Genomic DNA, 20,836 nt, shown 5'->3' with positions numbered 1-20,836 from the left:
AAAAGACCCCCGGGGAAAAACTTACGCGCTGTCGTGATTTTTCTACGGTCCTGAACAACAACCACAAAACTTACGATCCATGACAGTATATCCCGGCAACCCTTATCCATTGGGTTCCTTTTGGGATGGGAAAGGCGTTAATTTCGCCCTGTATTCTCACAACGCCAACGGAGTCGAGCTCTGTCTGTTCGACGAGGCGAAAGGCCAGCACGAATCCCGGAAGGTCCGGCTCACCGAGCGAACTCATGACATCTGGCACTGCTATCTCGAAGACTGCGGGCCCGGCCAACTCTATGGTTTCCGCGTCTACGGCCCTTATGAACCGGCCAACGGCCACCGCTTCAATCCCGCAAAGGTCCTCCTCGACCCCTACGCAAAAGCCATGTGCACCATCGGCGATTGGGACGACACCCTATTCGGCTATATCGTCGGGCAGGACGACCTTTCCCTCGATCAACGCGACAACGCCCGGGTATCGCCAAAATCGGTCGTCATCGACCATAACTTCGATTGGGAAGACGATAAACCCCCATTGGTCGCCTACTACAATACGGTCATCTATGAAACACATGTAAAAGGGTTCACAAAATGTTTTCCCGGCATCCCCGATCCCATCCGCGGCACCTACGCCGCACTGGCCCATCCCAACGTCATCGCCTATCTGAAAAAACTCGGCATTAATGCTATCGAGCTCATGCCCGTCCATCAACCCATCGCCGAACGCCATCTCGTCGAAAAGGGCCTGACCAATTACTGGGGATACAATACGATCGGGTTCTTCGCACCCGCCATCGGTTTCTACAGCGGCCAGGAACACGGCGGTCAGGTAAAGGAGTTCAAGACCATGGTCAAACAACTTCATAAGGCCGGCATCGAGGTTTTTCTCGATGTCGTCTACAACCACACCGCCGAAGGCAGTGAGTTGGGGCCGACCCTGGCCTATCGCGGCATCGACAACGGCGAATACTACCGGCTCGCCGAAGACAAGCGCTATTATTATGACTATACCGGCACCGGCAATACGCTAAACGCGCGATTGCCAAACGTCCTCGCGCTCATCATGGACAGCCTTCGGTACTGGGTAACCGAAATGCACGTCGATGGCTTTCGCTTCGATCTCGCCGCCGCCCTCGCCCGCGAACTGAGCGATGTCAACCGCCTCAGCGCCTTCTTCAGCATCATCTACCAGGACCCCGTCATCTCCCGCGTAAAGCTCATCGCCGAGCCCTGGGACGTGGGGGAAAACGGTAACCAGATCGGTCAGTTTCCGCCCGGCTGGGCGGAATGGAACGGAAAATACCGTGATTGCATGCGTGACTATTGGCGCGGCGCCGACAACCTGCTCGGCGAATTCGCCCAACGTTTCACCGGCAGCTCCGACCTCTACAGCAATGATAACCGCAACCCCACGGCGAGCATCAATTTCGTTACCGCTCACGACGGCTTCACCCTCCACGACCTGGTCTCCTACAACGGAAAACACAACGAGGCCAACCTCGAAGACAACAAGGACGGGTCGACGGATAACCGGTCGTGGAACTGCGGCGCCGAAGGCGCCACAGATGATAAACACATCATAGAATTGCGCGGCCGCCAGAAAAAGAATTTCCTCGCCACCCTTCTCCTGTCACAGGGCGTACCCATGCTCCTTGCCGGTGATGAGATGGGCCACACCCAAAACGGCAACAACAACGCCTATTGCCAGGATAACAATATCTCCTGGCTCGACTGGGATCACCCGGATCAGGACCTGATAGAATTTACCGCCACCCTTATCCAACTGCGCAAGTCCCACCCGGTCTTTTCCCGCAAACATTGGTTCAAGGGAAAACCCATCCGCCGGTCGGAATTAAACGATATCGCCTGGTTTCAGCCGGATGGCGCGGTAATGACCGACGAGAATTGGAACATTGGCTTCGCAAAGTCATTGGGAGTCTTCCTTTATGGCAACGGCCTTCGTACCGTGGATTCGGAAAACAAACCCATCACCGATGATAGCTTCTACCTCATCTTCAACGCCCATTTCGGGCCCATCGACTTCAAACTGCCGGGGGAGGAATACGGCCGGAAATGGAAGAAGGTCCTGGACACCTCCGGTCTCGCAGCCGAACGAAAGCAAAACTATCTTCCGGGCGACACGGTCAAGGCCGGTGAACGGAGCTTCATTCTTCTCCAGGCGCCGGTACCCGCTGCTCGAAAACAGCGAAGCCCTGCGAAGGCACGCAATCCACAACCGGCGCAGACGCCAGCAGCAGCTTCCAGTGCCGGTGCTCCGCCGCAAGCGGCATCGACGAATACGCCGAAAAATTGAACAGACACAAGAGTCGCAGATCCCGTCTCACCGACCAGCGTTCGAGAGCCAGCCCTTTCTCGCCGATGACATCGACGCGGAACCGGCCCCTCGAAAGATCGGCCAGCAACGGATGCTCCCGCCGCAGCCGCAACAACTCAGCATGAAGCTTTAGCAATTCGGCATGTCCTTCCTCCCGGCGTCGCTCCCAGTGCAGTTTCGACTCGGTGAAAACCGCTTCCTCCTGAGGGTCCTGCGGCTCCCCATCGAAATGAAACGTAGCAAATTGCGCCCGCCTGCCATCGATCAATCCCTTCCACGTCTCCTCTTCCTGGTAGTCCGAAAAGAAATAGAACGGCGCCACCTCCCCATATTCCTCCCCCATAAATAACATCGGCACATAGGGCGACAATAAAAGCGCCGCAGCCGCCAGTTTTAACACCGGAAGTCCAACCAGCGCAGCCAACCGCTTCCCATCCGGCCGGTTCCCCGGCAGATCATGGTTCTGGTTGAAAACGATAAAATGCTGTCCCCCGATCCCCGCCGCCGATGCGCCATGCCGCCGCCGCCGGAACCATACATATTCGCCGCTATGCACAAACCCCTCCGAATAGCCTTTGGCCAGCTGATCCATCGCCCCAAAATCCCGGTAGTTCCGCAGGCCCTCGGGATGCAGCAACACATACAACGCATGATGAAAATCGTCCAGCCACTGCGCGTCAAATCCTTTTCCCCCCGATTCCGGCGACCGCACCGTCCGCGGGTCATTCGTATCGCTCTCCGCGACAAGATAAAATCGCCGGCCGATCCGCTGTTCACAATACTTCACGGCCGCATACAGCTCATCCCAGATGGAGTAGGCATTCCGGTCATACATCTCATGAATGGCATCCAGCCGCAACCCATCGAGATGATACTGCTCCGCCCAATAAAGGACATTGCCGATGACGAATTGCCTGACCCCATCCGACCACTCCCCGTCAAAATTCATCGCCTTACCCCAGGGGGTTCCATATTTATCCGAAAAATACGGCCCGAAAGACGCAAGACAGTTTCCTTCCCGGCCGACATGGTTGTATACGACATCCAAAAACACCGCGATCCCGCGCTGATGACACGCATCCACCAGCCGCTTCAGACCCAGCGGTCCGCCATAGCTGTTCTGTACGGCATAAAGGAACACGCCGTCGTATCCCCAATTGCGGCTTCCCGAACACTGCGCCACGGGCATCAGCTGGATCGCCGTGATCCCCGTCGCCACAAGCTCATCCAGCCGCGGGAGCATCGCCTCAAAACTCCCTTCCGGCGTAAACGTCCCGACATGGGTCTCGTAAAAAACAAGGCCGCCAAACGGTCTTCCTCTCCATTCCGCATCCTTCCACTCATACACCGCATGATCCACCACTTCCGATGCGGCATAGACACCCTCCGGCTGAGCACCCGAGCAGGGATCGGGATAAAACCTCCCGTCCACAACATACCCATACCGGGCTCCGGGAGTCACACCGGGGACATCCACCGAAAAATAACCCCACTCATCCTTGTTCATGGATAGTTCCCTGCCAGGCAACAACCGCAGGATCATCGTCTCCTTTTCCGGCGCCCACACCCGGAAACGACAGCCTTCCTTATGGCATTGCGGATAGTTCATGTGTGGTTGGATTAGCGGATACCGGCTGCCAGTCATCGAGTTCCACGATCATCCCCTCGTCGCCAAACAGCCCGATCGTATCCTTGACGGACACCTGCTCCTGCTCGGGTAACGTGTCGACGACGATGACGCCGGTAAACCGAATGGTCGATGGAGTAAAATAACAGGGCCGGTGCGATAAATTAAGAACGATCAGAAAAGCTGGCTGCCCCGTGGCCTCCCGGATATAGGCCAATTGCTGGTTGTCGGAATACACCGGCCGGTAAGCGCCCGTCATCAACGATGACTCCTGCCGCCGTAGCCGGATCAGTTTCTGATAAAGACAAAGATGGGAATATTCAGTTGTCGCCTGTATCGCCGCATTCCGCCGGCGGAAGGTCCTGTCGAGCCGCAGCCACGGCTCTCCCGCCGTAAAACCCGCATTCGTCGACGCATCCCATTGCATCGGCGTCCGCTCGGGGTCCCGGCTGAGATTCTTCTCCGGCATATTCAACCCCTGCGGGTCCTGGACCTCATCGGCCGGGATCGGCACATCCCGCATGCCGATCTCATCGCCATAATAAAGGGTAGGGGTGCCGCGCAATGTCAGTAACAGCATCGCCGCAACCTTCGCCTGACCCATCCCGATCCGGCTCGTGATCCGCGGCTGGTCGTGATTCCCGACGACCCAATTGGGCCAGTCGTCCGCTACCAGCGCCCCTTCATATTCATCGATAGAGGCCGCGATCAGCCTCGAGTCCCAGGGCAGGCTGATCAGCATAAAATTGAACGGTAAATGAGCCTCTTTGTCATGCGTGCCATAATAGGCGACCAGCCGGTGCACCGGCAGATAGATCTCGGCGATCATCAGCCGCTCGTCATATTCATCCAACAGCTTCCGCATCTTTATGACGATGCCATGCATCTCGGGCTGATCGGTGGAATACACCGGCAACAGCTGCTCGTAAGTGCTCATCCATTCTTTATAATCCGGGTTATGCGGGTTGTCGCGCCACTGTTCATCTTTGATCATATGCCACATCGCATCTACCCTGAACCCGTCGACGCCCTTGTCCAGCCAAAATTTCATGACATCCAGCATCGCCCGCTCCACCGCGGGATTCCGCCAGTTCAGATCAGGTTGCTTGACCAGGAAAGCGTGATAGTAATATTGTCGCGTCTGCTCATCCCATTCCCAGGCCGGTCCCCCAAAAACACTCAGCCAGTTGTTCGGCAGTCCGCCATCCGGCCGCGCATCCTTCCAGATATACCAGTCCCGCTTCGGGTTGTCCCGCGAAGACCTCGATTCCCGGAACCAGGGATGCTCATCGCTGCTATGGTTGGGCACAAGGTCCAGGATCAGCTTCATCTCCGCGGCGTGTAGCTTTGCCAGCAACTCGTCGAAGTCCGCCATCGTCCCGAACGTCGGCCAGATACCCTCATAATCGGAAATGTCATACCCGAAATCCGCCATCGGCGAAGGGTAGATAGGCGAAAGCCAGATGGCTTTGACCCCCAGGTTTTTCAGATAGTCGAGTCGCTGGATCACTCCCCGCAGGTCGCCAACACCATCGCCATTGCTGTCCTGAAAAGACCGCGGATACACCTGGTAGATGATCCCATCCTGCCACCACAGGTATTGTTTTTGATTCTCTTGTTGCATGACAATGGACATGCAACAGAAATGCCACTAAAGCGCTATCTGCAACGTCGCATACCAGCTGCGCCCGTCGGCGGGCACGATACCCGGTCCCGGATAGCTGTCCGCCCGTCGGGTAAAATAAGCCCGGTTGGAAAGATTGTTCACGCTTGCCTGCAGCGTAAAGATCCGGTTGATCCGCCAGTCGGCCGTAAAGTCCATCACCGAATAGGCCGGCACCGGTCCATTGATCCCGTTGTTGGATGGGGTAGGGGAGTTGGTCGCATCCGAATATTGCATGCTCGTGTAGGAATATTGCCAGGTGGCGCCAACCGGCCCAAGCCTGAAATTGACACCCCATCGCCCGATCACCGACGGCACGAACTCCACCTTCTTGTTCTCATAAGCAGACTCCTTGCTGTTGACATATCGCGCGTCGATCAGGGACAGATTCGAGAACACCGACAACTTCATCCTTGACCCGCTGCCCTCCAGCAACTTCCAGATATCGACTTCGACAAACGATTCGACCCCCCAGTTGCGCGAATGCGCGATATTGGTCGTGTATTGATAGGTGTTTGGCGAGGTCGTATCCTTTTGCAGGATCGTCCCGATCCGGTTGTTATAGTTGATATAGAAAAAGCTCAGATCGTAATTGAAGATATTGTGGTACCGGCCCCGGACCCCGATATCGGCGGAATACCCCTTCTCATCCTTCAGATTGGGGTCCACCCGGAAATTCGGATTGACGATACTCATATCGTTGAAGTTGATCGCCCGGTAATTCTGCGAAATATTCGCATATCCCTGCAGGTCCGCACTCTGCGTATAGCTGACCCCGAGACCCCCGATCAAAAAGCTTCGCGTATTCGTCCGGTTCTCGGCCACCGGTTGTGTATAAATGATATTACCCGCATGGTCCTGCAGATAGTTGTTGTAGGAACCATCCGACTTCGTCACGATATTCTCATACCGAAGACCCGGAATTATGCTGAATTTCTTCGTCACCCGGAAAATATTCTCCGCAAAACCCGCTATGTTATGGTTGGGGAACTTATACCGCGAATACGTGAGCGAATCCACCACATCCGAAAAACTATAACTGAAATCCGATTTGGCGCCGGCGGTCCCGTCATTGCTGTTGCCGATCTTCCGGTCCGTATATCCATGATAGTACCGCGCCCCGACAAGCAAGGTCCCCGATAACCCACCGCCATCCCGCGCAACGCTTCCATTGCGCATGCCGCCATTGCGCGCGCCGCTGCCATAGTTATAGATCAGGCGGGTCTCATTTCCCCAGTTGGCATACGAATCCGTCCGGTATTGCCGCGGTCCGCCCGGGTCCGTCACCGTATTGATGATCCCCAGCGCACTCCTGTCCGCCGACAACCCAAACAACCGCGAATTCAACTGCAACCGCGAACTGATCGCATAGTCCAGCAAGACCGCCCCAAGGTTCCAGTTTACCTTGAACCAGTTCCTCGCCTTCGTACTCATCCGCGCATTGGCTGCAAACATCGCATCGGTCAATCCACCCGCCTGCTGTTCCAGGTAGTCCTCATGCGTATATTCCGCGGTGATGGACAGCCTCGATCCGATATGCTTCGTCGCCGACACATACCCCGTATTCGCATTGAATCCCGAGTGGGCCCGCCAGCCATTCCCCGACTTGTGCTGGAAGAACGCATAGTATTTCCAGCTACCCTCATTGCCCCCGACACTGGTGGAAGTGTTGAAGAATCCAAAAGACCCCGCCGACTCCCGCGCCGTCACCTGGAACCGCGCCGTATCCGGCCCCCTGTTCAGCCGGAAATTCAAAATACCTCCGAACTGGGTGCCATATTGCAGCGAAGAAGCGCCCCGCACGATCTCGATCCGCTCGGTCATCTCCGCCGGCGGCGTATAATAGCTCTCGGGATAACCCAGCGCATCGGCGCTGATATCATATCCGTTCTGCCGCGTGTTGAAGTTGCTGACCCGGTTCGGATCCAGACCCCTGCCGCCGATGGCCAGCTGGATCCCCGCACCGCCATCATTCTCATAGATATTCAGACCCGCTACCTTGCTATAGATCTGCCGGCTGTTATTCGTCGCCGTATTGGCGTTGATATCCTTCAGAATGATCACCTCGCTCTTCTTCCCCGCATAGATGCCCGCTCCATCCACATCCTTTAGCCGGGTAATGCCAAATGTCTGAAGTCCGGTCCTCACGCGTACCGTATCCAGGGCATCCACCTTCTGTGCCCATATATCCGTACATACCGCCATCGATAAAAGTAAAAATGCCGCTCTCATGGTTTAAAAGTAAGTATCCATTTTTTGGGTAAAAAACTCTCGCATTCCCTCGACAGATCAACGGAAGAGTCGAGATAAAGCCGGCTTCCGCTGCCGTTTAGCGTTACATAGCTCTCCACCGTCACCGGCTTCCCGCCATATACCCCGCTCAGGTAATGCGCATATTGCAGGATCATATCCGGCTGCGTAGCCATCTGCCGCTCCTGCAACGGCGTAAGAAATTTCGCGTTGTCCACCTCACCCTTTCGCTCTCCCTCCCGCACATAAAAAAAGCTCGTCCCGCTCTTCTCCATCAGCATCACCCGCCAGGAGAAGCGATATCCCTGCTCGGTCCAAAGCAACCGTCCCGGGTAAAGCAGGAACCGCATCGGTATCAGTATCTGCAAGACAAAATAAACTCCGAGCAAAACACCCGGCGCCCGCCCGGGCTGCCACACCGGCCCCGGCCCCGGCTTCCAGTCAAAGAACACCAGCGTCGCCGCGATCATCACATACGGGAACACCCCGATCTTGAAAAGCAACGCCGTCACGATATGAAAGATCACCACAAATACATAAGCAAGCACCCTCGTCCGCCGCCACCACAAAAGAAAACCGATGGAAAGGTCGAACAAGGCGCCACACCAGCTAAACGCATAAGCCATCCATATCGGCAATCCCTGCGCCGGCAGCCAGATGCGCAACGGCTCCGCGTGCAAGAGCCAATCCGCGGTCAGCTTGCTAAGCCCCGCAAAAACATACACAAGCAGCAGCTGTACCCTGAAGATATCGATCGTCCACGCGGGCACCCGGGTGACTCGTAACACCGGCCGCAACAGCACATCCACCGACCAATACCGGTTGGCCGGCACCAGCAGCAACAGGAAAACAAACAGGCTGACAAAATAATAGTGGTTGAGATAATAGGTCTTGTCAAGCAGCTCGACATAGACAAAACACAATAAGAATGCCGCCACCGCCACCCGGTACAAAAAGCCCGCGGCAATAAACAACGCCGCGACAGCCATTACTCCAAATACAAGATACATCCCGGCGGCCGGCAACGGTCGCACCCAGTCGAATCCATAAAAGGTGAAATGGAACCGCGGCGCGATATAGAACTCCCGCACCCATCCCTTGGCGATAAACCGAAGGGTACTATACAACAGCACCGCGCCAAAGGTGATCCGCAGGATCGCCAATGGCGCGATAGACTTATTTATATATAGTCGTTGGTTAATCCCCATCATTATCTCCAAAGGTGATCAATACTCCCAGCGACGAAGCCATATCCGTCTTCAGCAGCACCACCAATTGTTGCGTCGTGACATACACCGCATTCGCCGGTGCGGAATTGCTCTGGATCGATGCCGACATCGGATCGCTGATCGCACTCATCCCATTCACGGCCGACGTAAACTTTGCCGTAAGGGTGTCATTCAATAACCCGCTGCCATACTTGGCATTCGCCTTCACCACATAATCTGCGAGCCCTTTTCCATCGCCCGCCGTGCCGATGCCCTGGTAGAGGTTCTGTACGGCTTTGATCTGAGCCAGGCACAACTGCGCGGAGATGCCACTGTAATAGGCCTCCAGTTCTTTCGGCAGAACCGGCAGAGACTGTCCCGGCGGCTGCTTGCCCAGCGGAATACCCAGCCGGTCGTTCTTCGTGATCTCGAAGTCCTGGACGATAGAATTGATCAGTAACCCAAGACTGCTCGACACACTGTTACCCGTACCCGCAAGGAAAGTGGCGATATAATTACCGCCGGAAGCCGACCAACCCTTCGCCGCCGCATTCACTTCAGCCTTGATATCCGCCGACACCGCCGCCAGATAGGCCTTCCGGTTGGCGCTGGCGAAACCCGCAAGAGTATTGCCACCCGCGCCGAACAACAGATAGTCAAGCGCCGGGAAGCCCTTAGCCGAAGCATTGGCAAACGCATTCACATTATTATTGCCCGACCCGACATTGGCCTCGATCGTCACCGTATTGGTCGGGAAAAGGTTGAGGCCCGCCAACACCGGCTGATTCGAAGCCGCCGGCCCAAAGTAATCATACGCCGATACCGCTTCCCACCGGACATAAGCCGCCTTGAACAGGTTCTGTACGGCCGTTAGCTTGTCCGCCGTCGGCCCTGCATTGAAGTCGACGATCGCCGAATCCAGCGAATTCACGGACACATTCAGCGACGCATACGCCGGCAGAATGATATTGTTGCCGATATTGGCGAGCTCCTCATCCCCACCGGTAGGCGTCGTTGTCCCGCCACCGCCTCCTTTATTCGATTTGCTGCATGCGTACAAAATGCCCGCCGCCAAAAAACAAACGATCCAGATCCTTTTCATATAAAGAGAATTATTGTGCTGCTAACTGCGACGCCGAAAATCCATAGGTCTTACCGATAAACTGCCGGATCGCATCCGTCTTCGCCTCGATCTGCTGCTTCGTACTTACACTCGCATTGACGAAATTGTACAGGTTAGGCGTGTTGGGCGTGGTGTTATCAAGCAACGCAAGCAGTTGAGTATACTGGGCATCGGTGATCACCCGCGTACCGCTGGTATTGTATTTCAGATTGCGGATAAAGCCGGTCGTCTCCGATAGCGTACCATAGGCGGCCACCGCATCGCCGGCCTCGATATTCGCATCCGTTTCCTTCATTTCCTGCACGATCGCCGCCGCATCCAGCGAATCCAGCGTCTTGATGATGATCGTGGCCTGCGCCTGCGCAGTCGCATTATCCTTGGCGCCGATCGCCGCACGGCCCGTCAAAAAGGCGTTCATCAGCTTCTTGTTGGAACCCAAACCCGGATCCACCTGGTTGGAATAACTGCCCAGATACTTCAAGCCGGTCGTGCTGGTAGGGAAATTCACCGGAACACCAAGCAACCCGAAAGCCAGATCCCAGTAATGAGCGGAATTCGTCCCGGTGGCAAGAGAATCGGTCAGGTAGTGATTGATTGAATTCTGCAGGATGCCGCCGTGAGCCGTTTTCCGGTATACCTGGTAGTACCAGACCCCGTTCGGCGACAACAGGAATTTCTTGTTCGTGCTCACCGTGCTGGCGATGACCCCGGCAACTCCATTGCTGGCAGTTGCGGTGGACTGGCTGTACAAACCGATGCTGTCAAAATAGTTGAGCAGATCTGCCTTGGCCGCGGGAGAACAAAAATTGGCCAAACTCAGTCCGGAATTGTTCAATTTAAGCGAAGAGTCGACAAAGTATCCATTGACGTTATTGAACATGTCTTTCAACACCTGGGCGCTGACCACCGTATGCGGAACCGTGTTGCCCGTGTTGACCTTCGCCCCGATCTGGTCGATCATCAACAACAATTTCACACTGTTGCTGTCATTGAAATCAGCGAAATTGTACGTCGTCGAAACGGTATAGTTTGGCGTGGATGGCTTATCATTATTTTTCTTGCAACTCGCGATCAGAACAAGTAGAGGCAGTAACCGGGCGATTCTTTTCATAAATCAAATAGTTTTTCTGGCCGCAATACTACATTGTCTTCCAGGCGTTTCTGTTACGCGATCGGGAAAGTCGTTTGCATATTCGGGAAAATCGGTCCCCCGGCGCCGGCGGCCGTCGGTATGCACCTGGTATTACTTTTGCATCGCCCTGATTATGATAGCATTAGTAAAAGAATTGACGGCCGCGCTCCAAAAAGGTAACGCCCACGCCACCTTCGAAGAAACCGTAAAAGATATTCCCCAAAAGCTCCTCGGCGCCGCTCCCGACGGCCTGCCCTACAGCCTCTGGCAATTGATCGAACACATCCGCATCACCCAGTGGGATATCCTGGAGTTTTCCCGCAACCCGGAGCATGTAAGTCCCACCTGGCCCGACGGCTACTGGCCAAAAGAAAAGGCCCCCGCCCCGGTCGACAGCCTCAAAAAGTCTGTCGACCAGACCCTCGCCGACCGCAAAGCCTTTGTCCATTTGCTTGAGAAAGCCGGTGAAGACCTCCTCACCCCCTTCCGGCATGGCGACGGTCAAACCCTCTTCCGCGAAGCCCTCCTCCTCATCGACCACAACGCCTACCACACCGGCGAGATCATCGTCCTCCGCCGTTTGCTGGGTGATTGGCACTGACCATCCCTCTCAATGTCAATGCATTAGCAAGCGCATCACCGATGGTATTGTTAAAATATACATATACGTCCTTCCCCGCGGCGAGCCAATGGCTCATCTTTTCGGCATCCCGCAAGAGTACCTCCTCCGGATATCCTCCCCGATAGTCCCCCGCGACCCCATGATAGCGGACATATATAAAGGCATCTTCTCCCGCAGGATTTTCCCGTTTCGAAGCCGGCATATCCTGCAAAACCATCCCCGCCCGGTAGCGGCCAAGCAGGTCGTAGGTCTCGGGCCGGTACCAGCTGCGATGCCGGAACTCCACTGCGATCCTCCAGCTCCCATCGGTATCGGCGGAAACGATCCGCTCCAGCATCCGCTCCAGCTGCGCGGTCTTGTCGGCATGCACGCCCGGCGGCAGCTGCACAAGCAAACAACCCTTTTTTAGCCCCAGCTCCCCCGCGGCATGCAGGAATTTATTGACATCGATCGGGATAAAATGCAACCCCTGGGCATGGGTGATCCCCCGCCAGAGCTTCACCGTGAACCGAAACCCCTCCGGGACCTCCCCCGCCCAGCGCGCAAAAGTCGCCGGCTGCGGGATCTTATAAAAGCTGCTATTGATCTCGATGCTGTTGAAGATCGAGGCATAATAGGTCAACCTCGTCCCCGCCCTGAACTCCGGCGGAAACTGTTGCTTGTTCGCAACCGGCAACACCAGCCCACTGATCCCCACGTAAAATTTACTCCGATCCGTCATCATGCCCCAAAACATGCAAATGCACGGCCACCGAGTGCGGCGAAGGTACCTTTCCGCAACCGCAGCCGCACTCCAAGCCGGACCACAGGTCCGGTGGCCGCCAGGCCAACATAAGCCGAACGAGTGCGGCGAAGGTACCTTTCCGCAACCGCAGCCGCACTCGTTCCCGGGAACGATTGCGTAAATAAAGGCGCGCCTATCCACTGATTTTCAAAAACTTCTATTTAGAATTACGCCGCGTTTCCGTCCGATTGCTTAACTAATAAACTCAACTGCCATATGAAGAGAATCCCACTTCTCCTGTCCCTGGCGCTATTGCTCTCCCTCGGCCTGCAGGCTCAAACCCTCCGCGGCCGTGTCATCGACGATAGCACAGGCACAGGTCTCCAACAAGTTTCCGTGATCCTATCGGGTACCAATAGAGGTGTCGCCACCGGTTCCGATGGGCAATTCACGATCCAGCTGCCCGCCGACGGTAGAAAGCACTCCCTCACCATCTCTTACTCGGGCTACAGCACCGTCACCATCCCCATCTCCGACACCACACCCGGCATCGTTATCCGGTTGAAACACACGGCCACAGCCCTCGACGACGTCGTCGTCATCGGCTACCAGTCCGTCCGGCGAAGGGACGTCCTTGCCTCCGTCTCCTCCATCGGCGCAAAAGACCTGAAAGACATTCCCATCAACTCCGCCCAGCAAGCCCTCACCGGCCGCCTCGCCGGCGTTCAGGTCACCGGCTCGGAAGGTTCGCCAAACGCGCAAATACTCATCCGCGTGAGAGGCGGCGGCTCGGTCACCCAGGATAACTCACCCCTGTATGTGGTCGACGGCATCCAGCTGGACAACGCCCTCAACTTCATCTCCCCCCAGGACATCGCCTCCATCGACGTCCTCAAGGACGCGGCTTCCACCGCCATCTATGGCGCCCGAGGCTCGAATGGCGTCGTGATCATCACGACAAAAGGTGGCCGCAACACCGGCGGTAAGACCACCGTCACTTACAACGGCTTCCTGGGGTTCAACAAGTTGTCAAAAGAACTACCCGTTCTTTCCCCTTACGACTTCATGTACTACCAGTACGAACGGGCAAAGCTCACGGGCGACAGCTCGGGCATCAGTCCCTATGGGTACAGCTGGGACACGGTGCAGCGATACAAGAACGTAAAGCCCTACGACTGGCAAAAACAAATGCTGGGCCGCAACGCCTTCCAGATGACCCACAACGTAAGCATGTCCGGCGGCAACGAACAAACCCAATACAACCTAAGCCTCACCGACAATCGCTCCGATGGCGTCATGCAGCTCTCGGATTACGATCGCCGGCTCGTCAACTTCCGCCTCGACCACCAGGCAACCAGTATCCTCAAGGTCGGCTTCAACGCCCGCTATAACTATACGACCATCGACGGCGGCGGTACCTCCAACCCCGGCTCTTCTTCCCTCAATTTCCTCCGGCAGGTCATCCGCTATCAACCCTTCCTCCGGCCCGGCCAATCGGCAACCACCTTCGACCCGAACTACTACTCGGAGACAAACGCGAACAGCCTGGCCCTCGTCAACCCCGTCCTGCTGAACCAGCAGACCTATCGTCGCAACTATGTAAATGTCCTGGATCTGAACGGCTACGCCAACCTCACACTTACCAAATGGCTCTCGTTCCGCAGCACCTTTGGCTATGATGACAACAACACCCGGATGGACGCCTTCGACGATACCCTCACCACCAACGCGAAAAATAACGGCGCAGGCCTGCCGATCGGGGATATCACCACGACCGACCGCCAGACCTTCGATAATTCCAACGTCTTCACCTTTAACAATAGCCTGATGCGCGGCGGCTGGAAAGACAAACACAAGGTCATCCTGCTCGTTGGCCAGGAAACCTACCAGACCCATGAAAAGGACGGTTACGTGGAGACCCGTTATTTTCCCCTCGGCACGACACACTCGGCGGCCCTGGGTAATATGAACCTCGGCACCCCGCCAAACTCGACCCTCATCGAACCGAAACCGACCACCGCCGATATAAGCGCCCGCCTCCTGTCCTTCTTCAGCCGGCTCAATTACGCATACGATAACAAATACCTGGCATACGTTTCCTTCCGCGCGGACGCCTCCTCGCTGTTCGCACAGAAAAACCGCTGGGGCTATTTCCCCTCGGCAACCGTGGCCTGGCGCGTCTCGCAGGAGTCCTTCATGCAAGGCGTCAGTTGGATAAACGACCTGAAACTGCGGGGCTCGTACGGCTCCGCGGGTAACAATCGCATCAACCCCTACCTGTACACGACGACATTCTCCACCAGCGTCCAGGCCGCCTTGAGCAACAACCTGGTAACGTCCTTCACCTCTCCGGCTCTTGCCAATCCCGATCTGAAATGGGAAAGCACCATCTCCCGCAACATCGGCTTCGACGCAACCATCATCAACAACCGGTTTGGCGTGACGGTAGACCTTTACAGCAACAAGACACACAACCTGCTCGTCGCCACACCTATCCCGACCAACACGGGCTATACCAGCCAGTTGCAAAACGTCGGTTCCACGACGAATAAAGGAGTGGAGGTCCAGCTCAGCGCAACCGTGATGCAACGCCGTGACTTCACATGGGGCGCAAATTTCAACATCTCCTTCAATCAGAACAAGGTGACCGATCTCGGACCCCAATTGTCCTACCTCCAGAACTCGGGTTGGGCCGGCAGCGGCAACCCTTCGGACTTTATCGTGAAGGTCGGTCAGCCCGTCGGCGCGATGTGGGGATTGAAGAACGATGGTTTTTATAAGACCAGCGACTTCGATTACAACCCCTCCACCCGTATCTATACTCCGAAAAAAGGATTGGTCAACGATGCAAGCATCACGGCATCCACCCCGATGCCCGGTTCCATCAAGTACAAAAGCATCGACGGAGATTCTGTCGTGACGGCAACCGATCGCACAATCATCGGCAACGCTCAACCGAAATTCTTTGGCGGTCTTACCCAGACCTTCACCTACAAGGCCTTCGATATGAGCGTCTTCATCAACTTCCAATACGGCAACAAGGTCTACAACTACAACAAGCTGGAGTTTGCCAGCGGTTACACGCCCGGTGCCAACCTTATGGGCTTTATGAAGAACCGCTGGCATACTGTCGATGGCAGCGGAGTCGTCTACGAAGGGCTGAATTCCTCCGGCCAGGTCGTCGGTGCATCCCCCGACAGCCTCAACAGACTCAATGGCGGCGCGAAATACTGGATACCCCTCGTGGGGTCCAGCGCGACCACCTTCAGCCCCAACTCCTGGGCCGTGGAGGACGCCTCCTTCATCCGCATCAATAATATCACGCTGGGCTATACGCTGCCCCGCGGTGTCGTCAGCAAGTTGAAGGTCGCCCGCCTGCGCATCTACGCCACAGTAAATAACGTGGCCACCATCACGGGCTACAGCGGATACGATCCCGAAGTAAGTACCCGGCTAAACACACCCGTTACCCCGGGCGTCGACTATTCCGCCTATCCCCGCAGCCGCAGCTACGTGGCCGGCGTAAACGTAACCTTCTAGGGGCGGGCGGAGGCCGCCGGTCCGAAGGACAAACATTAAATATCAAAGCAAAGTAAATACAACAATATGCGATATAGAACACCCATTTTCAAAATAACAGCCCTTCTCCTCGGGGCTGTATTCCTCCTGGTGGGTTCCTGCAAAAAATACCTGGAACCGCAGGCCGTCTCTTCCTTCAGCCCCGACTATGTCTTCAGCAATATCCAGAACGCTCAAAAGGCCGTTCTCGGCGCCTATCAGGACATGGAAGGCGACAACGGCTATGGCATCCGCATCAGCATGTACTATCCCCTGGATAATGATGAAATGATGGGCCTTCACCAGATCGGCGACAATGACCGCGGCGATATCGCCCACTACAACGCCACCGCCGGCAACGCCCAGATCTACTCCCCCTGGAACCAACTCTACCAGGGCATCGAACGCTCGAACATCTGCATCTACAACATCCCCAGGATGTCCCTGTACACCAGCGGCACACCCACACAGATCGGCGAACTGAAACGCATGCTCGGTGAGGTCCTGACCCTGCGCGCGCAATATTATCTCGAACTGGTCCGCAACTGGGGGGACGTACCTGCCCAATGGGTGCCCTCCTCGCAGGCAACAGACCTCTTCCTGGGAAAGACCGACCGCGATACCATCTACAACCACCTCCTCGATGACCTCCTCCAGGCGGAAAGTCTCGTCCCCTGGCGCACCGACGTTGCCAACCTCGGCGATCCCGTGAACGATGAACGCGTTACCCTCGGCGCCGTAAAAGGCCTTCGCGCCCGCATCGCACTCTATCGCGGCGGCTACTCCCTGCGCCGCGCAAGCAGCTCCTATGGCCAGGTGATGGCGCGCCCGGCCGATTACAAGACGTACTACCAGATCGCCCACGACGAATGCGCACAGATCATGGCCCATCCGGATCAACACACCCTCAATGCCTCCTATAACACCGTATTCAAAGGCGCCCTCGACGCCCATACCTTCGACCCCGCGGGAGAGATCATGTTCCGCGTGGCAATGGCGGGCGGTGCGGGCGGCAACGACAGCAAACTGGGCTACTACGACGGCAACAAGGTCGCCGGCCTGGGCAATGCAGCCATCGCCGTTCTACCCACCTATTTCTACCTCTTCGACTCCACCGACACCCGCCGGGACGTGACTTGCGCGGCCTATGACGTTGCCACAAACCTCACCAGCCTGACCACACGGCCGGTCACGACCCTCGTGGAAGGCAAGTTCAGAAGGGACTGGATGTCCAATCCCAGCCAGCTCAACACCTCCACCGGCCAATACTTCGGCGTCGACTGGCCGTTGCTCCGCTTCTCCGACGTCCTGCTGATGTTCGCGGAAACCGAGAACGAATTGAGCAACGGACCAACCGCCGCGGCCACCAGCGCCCTGGAAGCGGTGAGAAAACGCGCCTATGGCTCCAGCCCGATCGGCACGACGCCAAACGACTACGCCGGATTCTTCAACGCGATAGTAAAAGAACGCTCCCTGGAATTCGGCGGCGAAGGCATCCGTAAATACGATCTCATCCGCTGGAACCTCCTCGCTCAACGCCTGGCAGACGCAAAGACCAACCTGACGAATATGGCGACAAAAACAGGCGGCTTCACGGGAAGCTATAACACCAATCCCCTGAGCTTTGCCAACCTTCCCGACACACTATTCTATGATGCAACAGCCACCCCCGCCACGGGCCTGCTATGGAAGTCATCCTTCTATGTTCCCCGCACGGTCAGCACCATGGGAAGCTTCAAAAAACAGATCTGGGTATCCAAAGCCGTTAGCGGCATCCTCAGCGCATCGGGATCGTCAAATGGCTACGCCTTCTACTTCAAACCCAATCACAGCGAACTGCTGCCCATACCTCAGCAGGTGCTGGATGCCAATAAGAATCTAACGCAGGATTATGGATATTAAGCGCATCGCGACCACATTCGTACTCGTGACCCTGGCGGCTTTCACGCCAAGGCAAATTCGAACAACCGTCTGGCTCATCGGTGACTCCACCATGGCCGACAAAGAAATAAAGGCATACCCCGAGACCGGCTGGGGTATGCCTTTCGAACATTTCTTCGACTCGACGGTTACCGTCGACAACCGGGCAAAGAACGGCCGCAGCACAAAGTCCTTCATCGCCGAAGGCCGCTGGGACGCCGTACTGCAAACCCTCAAAGCCGGCGACTACGTTCTCATCCAGTTCGGCCACAACGACGAGGTCCCCACAAAAGGCACCTACACCCCCGAAGACCAATTTCAAAAAAACCTCATCCGCTTTATAAAAGAGTCGCGCGACAGGAACGCCATTCCTATTCTCATCACCCCCGTCGCCCGCCGGAAGTTCGATAGCACCGGCAACATCCAGGAAACCCACGCCGCCTACGCCGCCCTCGTCAGGAAAGTGGCGGCCGGACAGCACACCCCGCTCATCGATCTCGACACCGAAAGCCAGACACTGTTGCAGCAATTCGGGCCCGAAAATTCGAAATGGCTCTTTAACTACCTGCAGCCCGGCGAACATCCCAACTACCCGGAGGGTAGGGCGGACGACACCCACTTCAGCGAATTCGGCGCCCGCCGGATGGCGGAGATCGTCCTGGCCGACATCCGCACCCTAAAACTCGATCTGGCACATCATATCGCCCATCCCCCGGCCCCACAGACATCGGCGGCAGTCATCGACCCCGCACCGTTCGGCGATAACGCCGGCCACTGGTACGCGATCTTCGACAAAGGAAATATCATCAATCCGCTCCCCGGGCGGCCCCGCCACCAACCCACCGAGATAAAAGCCATCGCCGACAATATCCTCCTCTTTCAGAAGAACAACGGCGGCTGGCCAAAGAACTACGATCCCTTCGCGATCCTGACATCCGCTCAAAAAGACAGTCTCCTGGAGGCGAAAGGTCAAACAAACACTACTTTCGACAACGGCAGCACCTACAATCAGATCGCGGCATTGGCCACAGCCTGGCTCCATCTCCACGATGACCGCTATAGTGCCGCCGCGATCAATGGCCTGGATTTTATCCTCACCGCCCAGTACAGGAACGGCGGCTGGCCCCAATACTATCCCCTCGAAAACAATTACAGCCGCTGCATCACGTTCAACGATGGCGCCTATGAAGGCATCATGCGCGTGCTGAAAGATGTAAAAGACAACAAACCCCAATACGCGTTCGTCACCGGAAGCCTCGCGAAAAAACTCCGCACCGCCTATGACAAAGGGCTGGAATGCATCCTCAAAACCCAGATCAACGATGCGGGCAAACCAACCGCCTGGTGCCAGCAATACGACGAGACCAGCCTCAAACCCGCCTGGGCCCGCAAATTCGAACCACCCTCCATCTGTAACAAAGAAAGCGCCGATCTCGTCATCTTCCTCATGAGCATCGACAACCCGACGCCCGCCGTAAAAACAGCCATCGAAAATGCCGTCGCCTGGTTTCGCGCGTCGGAGATCGCCGATACCCGCGTAAAGATCATCCCCGCCCAACGAATGGTCACCCCCTTCCGCATCAGCTACTCCGACCGGGTCGTCGTCACCGACTCCAGCGCCCCGCCCATCTGGACCCGCTACTACGAACTAAAAACCCATCGCCCCCTCTTCTGCAACCGCGACAGCAAACCCGTCTACTCCCTCGCGGAAGTCGACCGCGAACGTCGTGACGGCTACGGCTGGTACACCTACAGCCCACAACAGGTCCTCGACGAATACAAGAGGTGGATCCGCATAACCGTACCCACGGACTACAAGACCGTCCAGGCCGCCTTCGATGCCTGTACCCCCAACACCACGATATTCATCAAAGCCGGCACCTACCACGAAAAACTCCAGTTGACAAAAGACGGCATCACCCTCATCGGCGAACCGGGCACGGTCCTCACCTGGAGCGATCACCCCGGCATCATCGGCAAAGATGGCGACAGCATCAACACCCGCAACTCGTACAGCTTTCGCATCACCGGCAACGACTTCACCGCAAAGAATATTACCTTCCGCAACGACGCTGGATTCACCGCCGGCCAGGCGGTAGCCGTCGAAGCCCGCGGCGATCGCGCGATTTTCCTCCACGACAGCATCATCGGCAACCAGGATATCCTCTTCCTCAACAGCGAGAACAGCCGGCAGTACTACAGGGACTGCTACATCGAAGGCACAACCGATTTCATCTTCGGCGCCGCCACCGCCTGGTTCGAAAATTGTCATATTCACAGTAAAAAGAATTCCCACGTCACAGCCGCGTCTACACCCCGGGATCACCCCTTTGGTTTCATCTTCGACAACTGCATCCTCACCGGTGACAGCAGCCTGAACCATGTTTCCCTCGGCAGACCCTGGCGCCCCTATGCCAGCGTCACCTATCTTCATTGCCGCCTTGGCAAACACATCTTCCCCGATGGCTGGGCCAACTGGAACCAAACGGAAAGTTATAAGACGGCGCGATACGCCGAATTCGAAGACGAAGGCCCCGGCGCAAACCCCACTGCGCGCGTTCCCTGGTCGCACCAACTCACCCCCGCCGAGGCAAATGACATTACCCCTCGGAAGGTTTTCGGCGACTGGGATGTATTAAATGTCACAATGACAACTTATCTTTATAAAAAATAATCC

The 20,836-nt window shown here is 56.3% G+C and carries 11 protein-coding genes and 1 pseudogene; 5 read left to right on the top strand and 7 right to left on the bottom strand.

The genetic code is table 11. The annotated features are described in order from the left end of the window. The first annotated feature begins 79 nt into the window (after positions 1 to 79). The gene (gene glgX, locus VGM48_RS03015; RefSeq protein WP_331576233.1) at positions 80 to 2,311 is read left to right on the top strand and encodes a glycogen debranching protein GlgX; all 2,232 of its coding nucleotides are present in this window, start codon (positions 80 to 82) and stop codon (positions 2,309 to 2,311) included. On the opposite strand, the pseudogene treZ reads toward glgX, so the two are convergent. The 6 genes and pseudogenes from treZ to VGM48_RS02985 all read right to left on the bottom strand — a co-directional run. Then, positions 2,292 to 3,875 (bottom strand): annotated as a pseudogene (treZ, locus tag VGM48_RS03010) (malto-oligosyltrehalose trehalohydrolase); the annotation flags it as partial. The gene glgX and the pseudogene treZ sit on opposite strands and share 20 nt — an antisense overlap. A gap of 43 nt (positions 3,876 to 3,918) precedes the next feature. After that, a complete protein-coding gene (locus tag VGM48_RS03005) occupies positions 3,919 to 5,583 on the bottom strand; it encodes an alpha-amylase family glycosyl hydrolase (RefSeq protein WP_331576232.1) in 1,665 nt (554 codons plus the stop codon). Between the two features lie 27 nt (positions 5,584 to 5,610). Continuing rightward, complete coding sequence (locus VGM48_RS03000) at positions 5,611 to 7,854, bottom strand: TonB-dependent receptor family protein (protein ID WP_331576231.1); 2,244 nt, start codon at positions 7,852 to 7,854, stop codon at positions 5,611 to 5,613. Further along, entirely contained in the window at positions 7,851 to 9,080 is a 1,230-nt protein-coding gene (locus tag VGM48_RS02995; protein WP_414711244.1) for an HTTM domain-containing protein, read from the bottom strand. Before VGM48_RS02995 ends, VGM48_RS03000 begins: the two co-directional genes overlap by 4 nt. After that, the gene (locus tag VGM48_RS02990) at positions 9,070 to 10,182 is read right to left on the bottom strand and encodes an imelysin family protein (RefSeq protein ID WP_331576229.1); all 1,113 of its coding nucleotides are present in this window, start codon (positions 10,180 to 10,182) and stop codon (positions 9,070 to 9,072) included. The genes VGM48_RS02995 and VGM48_RS02990 overlap by 11 nt, the downstream gene beginning before the upstream one ends. Before the next feature lie 10 nt (positions 10,183 to 10,192). Next, entirely contained in the window at positions 10,193 to 11,314 is a 1,122-nt protein-coding gene (locus tag VGM48_RS02985) for a DUF4856 domain-containing protein (RefSeq protein ID WP_331576228.1), read from the bottom strand. Positions 11,315 to 11,468: 154 nt separating this feature from the next. On the opposite strand from VGM48_RS02985, the gene VGM48_RS02980 reads away from it, so the two are divergent. Continuing rightward, positions 11,469 to 11,936: a DinB family protein gene (locus VGM48_RS02980; protein WP_331576227.1), complete on the top strand. Its 468-nt coding sequence runs from the start codon at positions 11,469 to 11,471 to the stop codon at positions 11,934 to 11,936. Here VGM48_RS02980 and VGM48_RS02975 read toward each other — a convergent pair. Further along, positions 11,899 to 12,681 carry a DUF72 domain-containing protein gene (locus tag VGM48_RS02975; protein WP_331576226.1) on the bottom strand — a complete coding sequence of 261 codons (783 nt, stop codon included), beginning with the start codon at positions 12,679 to 12,681 and terminating at the stop codon, positions 11,899 to 11,901. The two genes, VGM48_RS02980 and VGM48_RS02975, sit on opposite strands and share 38 nt — an antisense overlap. Before the next feature lie 276 nt (positions 12,682 to 12,957). Here VGM48_RS02975 and VGM48_RS02970 point away from each other — a divergent pair, with 276 nt between their 5' ends. The 3 genes from VGM48_RS02970 (at position 12,958) to pelA (ending at position 20,833) form a co-directional block, all read left to right on the top strand. Further along, positions 12,958 to 16,221 carry a TonB-dependent receptor gene (locus VGM48_RS02970; RefSeq protein ID WP_331576225.1) on the top strand — a complete coding sequence of 1,088 codons (3,264 nt, stop codon included), beginning with the start codon at positions 12,958 to 12,960 and terminating at the stop codon, positions 16,219 to 16,221. A 66-nt stretch (positions 16,222 to 16,287) separates the two neighbouring features. After that, positions 16,288 to 18,141, top strand: coding sequence for a RagB/SusD family nutrient uptake outer membrane protein (locus VGM48_RS02965; protein WP_331576224.1), 1,854 nt, complete (start codon positions 16,288 to 16,290; stop codon positions 18,139 to 18,141). After that, entirely contained in the window at positions 18,131 to 20,833 is a 2,703-nt protein-coding gene (gene pelA / locus VGM48_RS02960; protein ID WP_331576223.1) for a pectate lyase, read from the top strand. Before VGM48_RS02965 ends, pelA begins: the two co-directional genes overlap by 11 nt. Positions 20,834 to 20,836 lie beyond the last annotated feature (3 nt).

The organism is Puia sp., assembly GCF_036500295.1.
Taxonomy (GTDB): domain Bacteria; phylum Bacteroidota; class Bacteroidia; order Chitinophagales; family Chitinophagaceae; genus Puia.
This window is presented reverse-complemented; position numbering and strand designations above follow the sequence as displayed.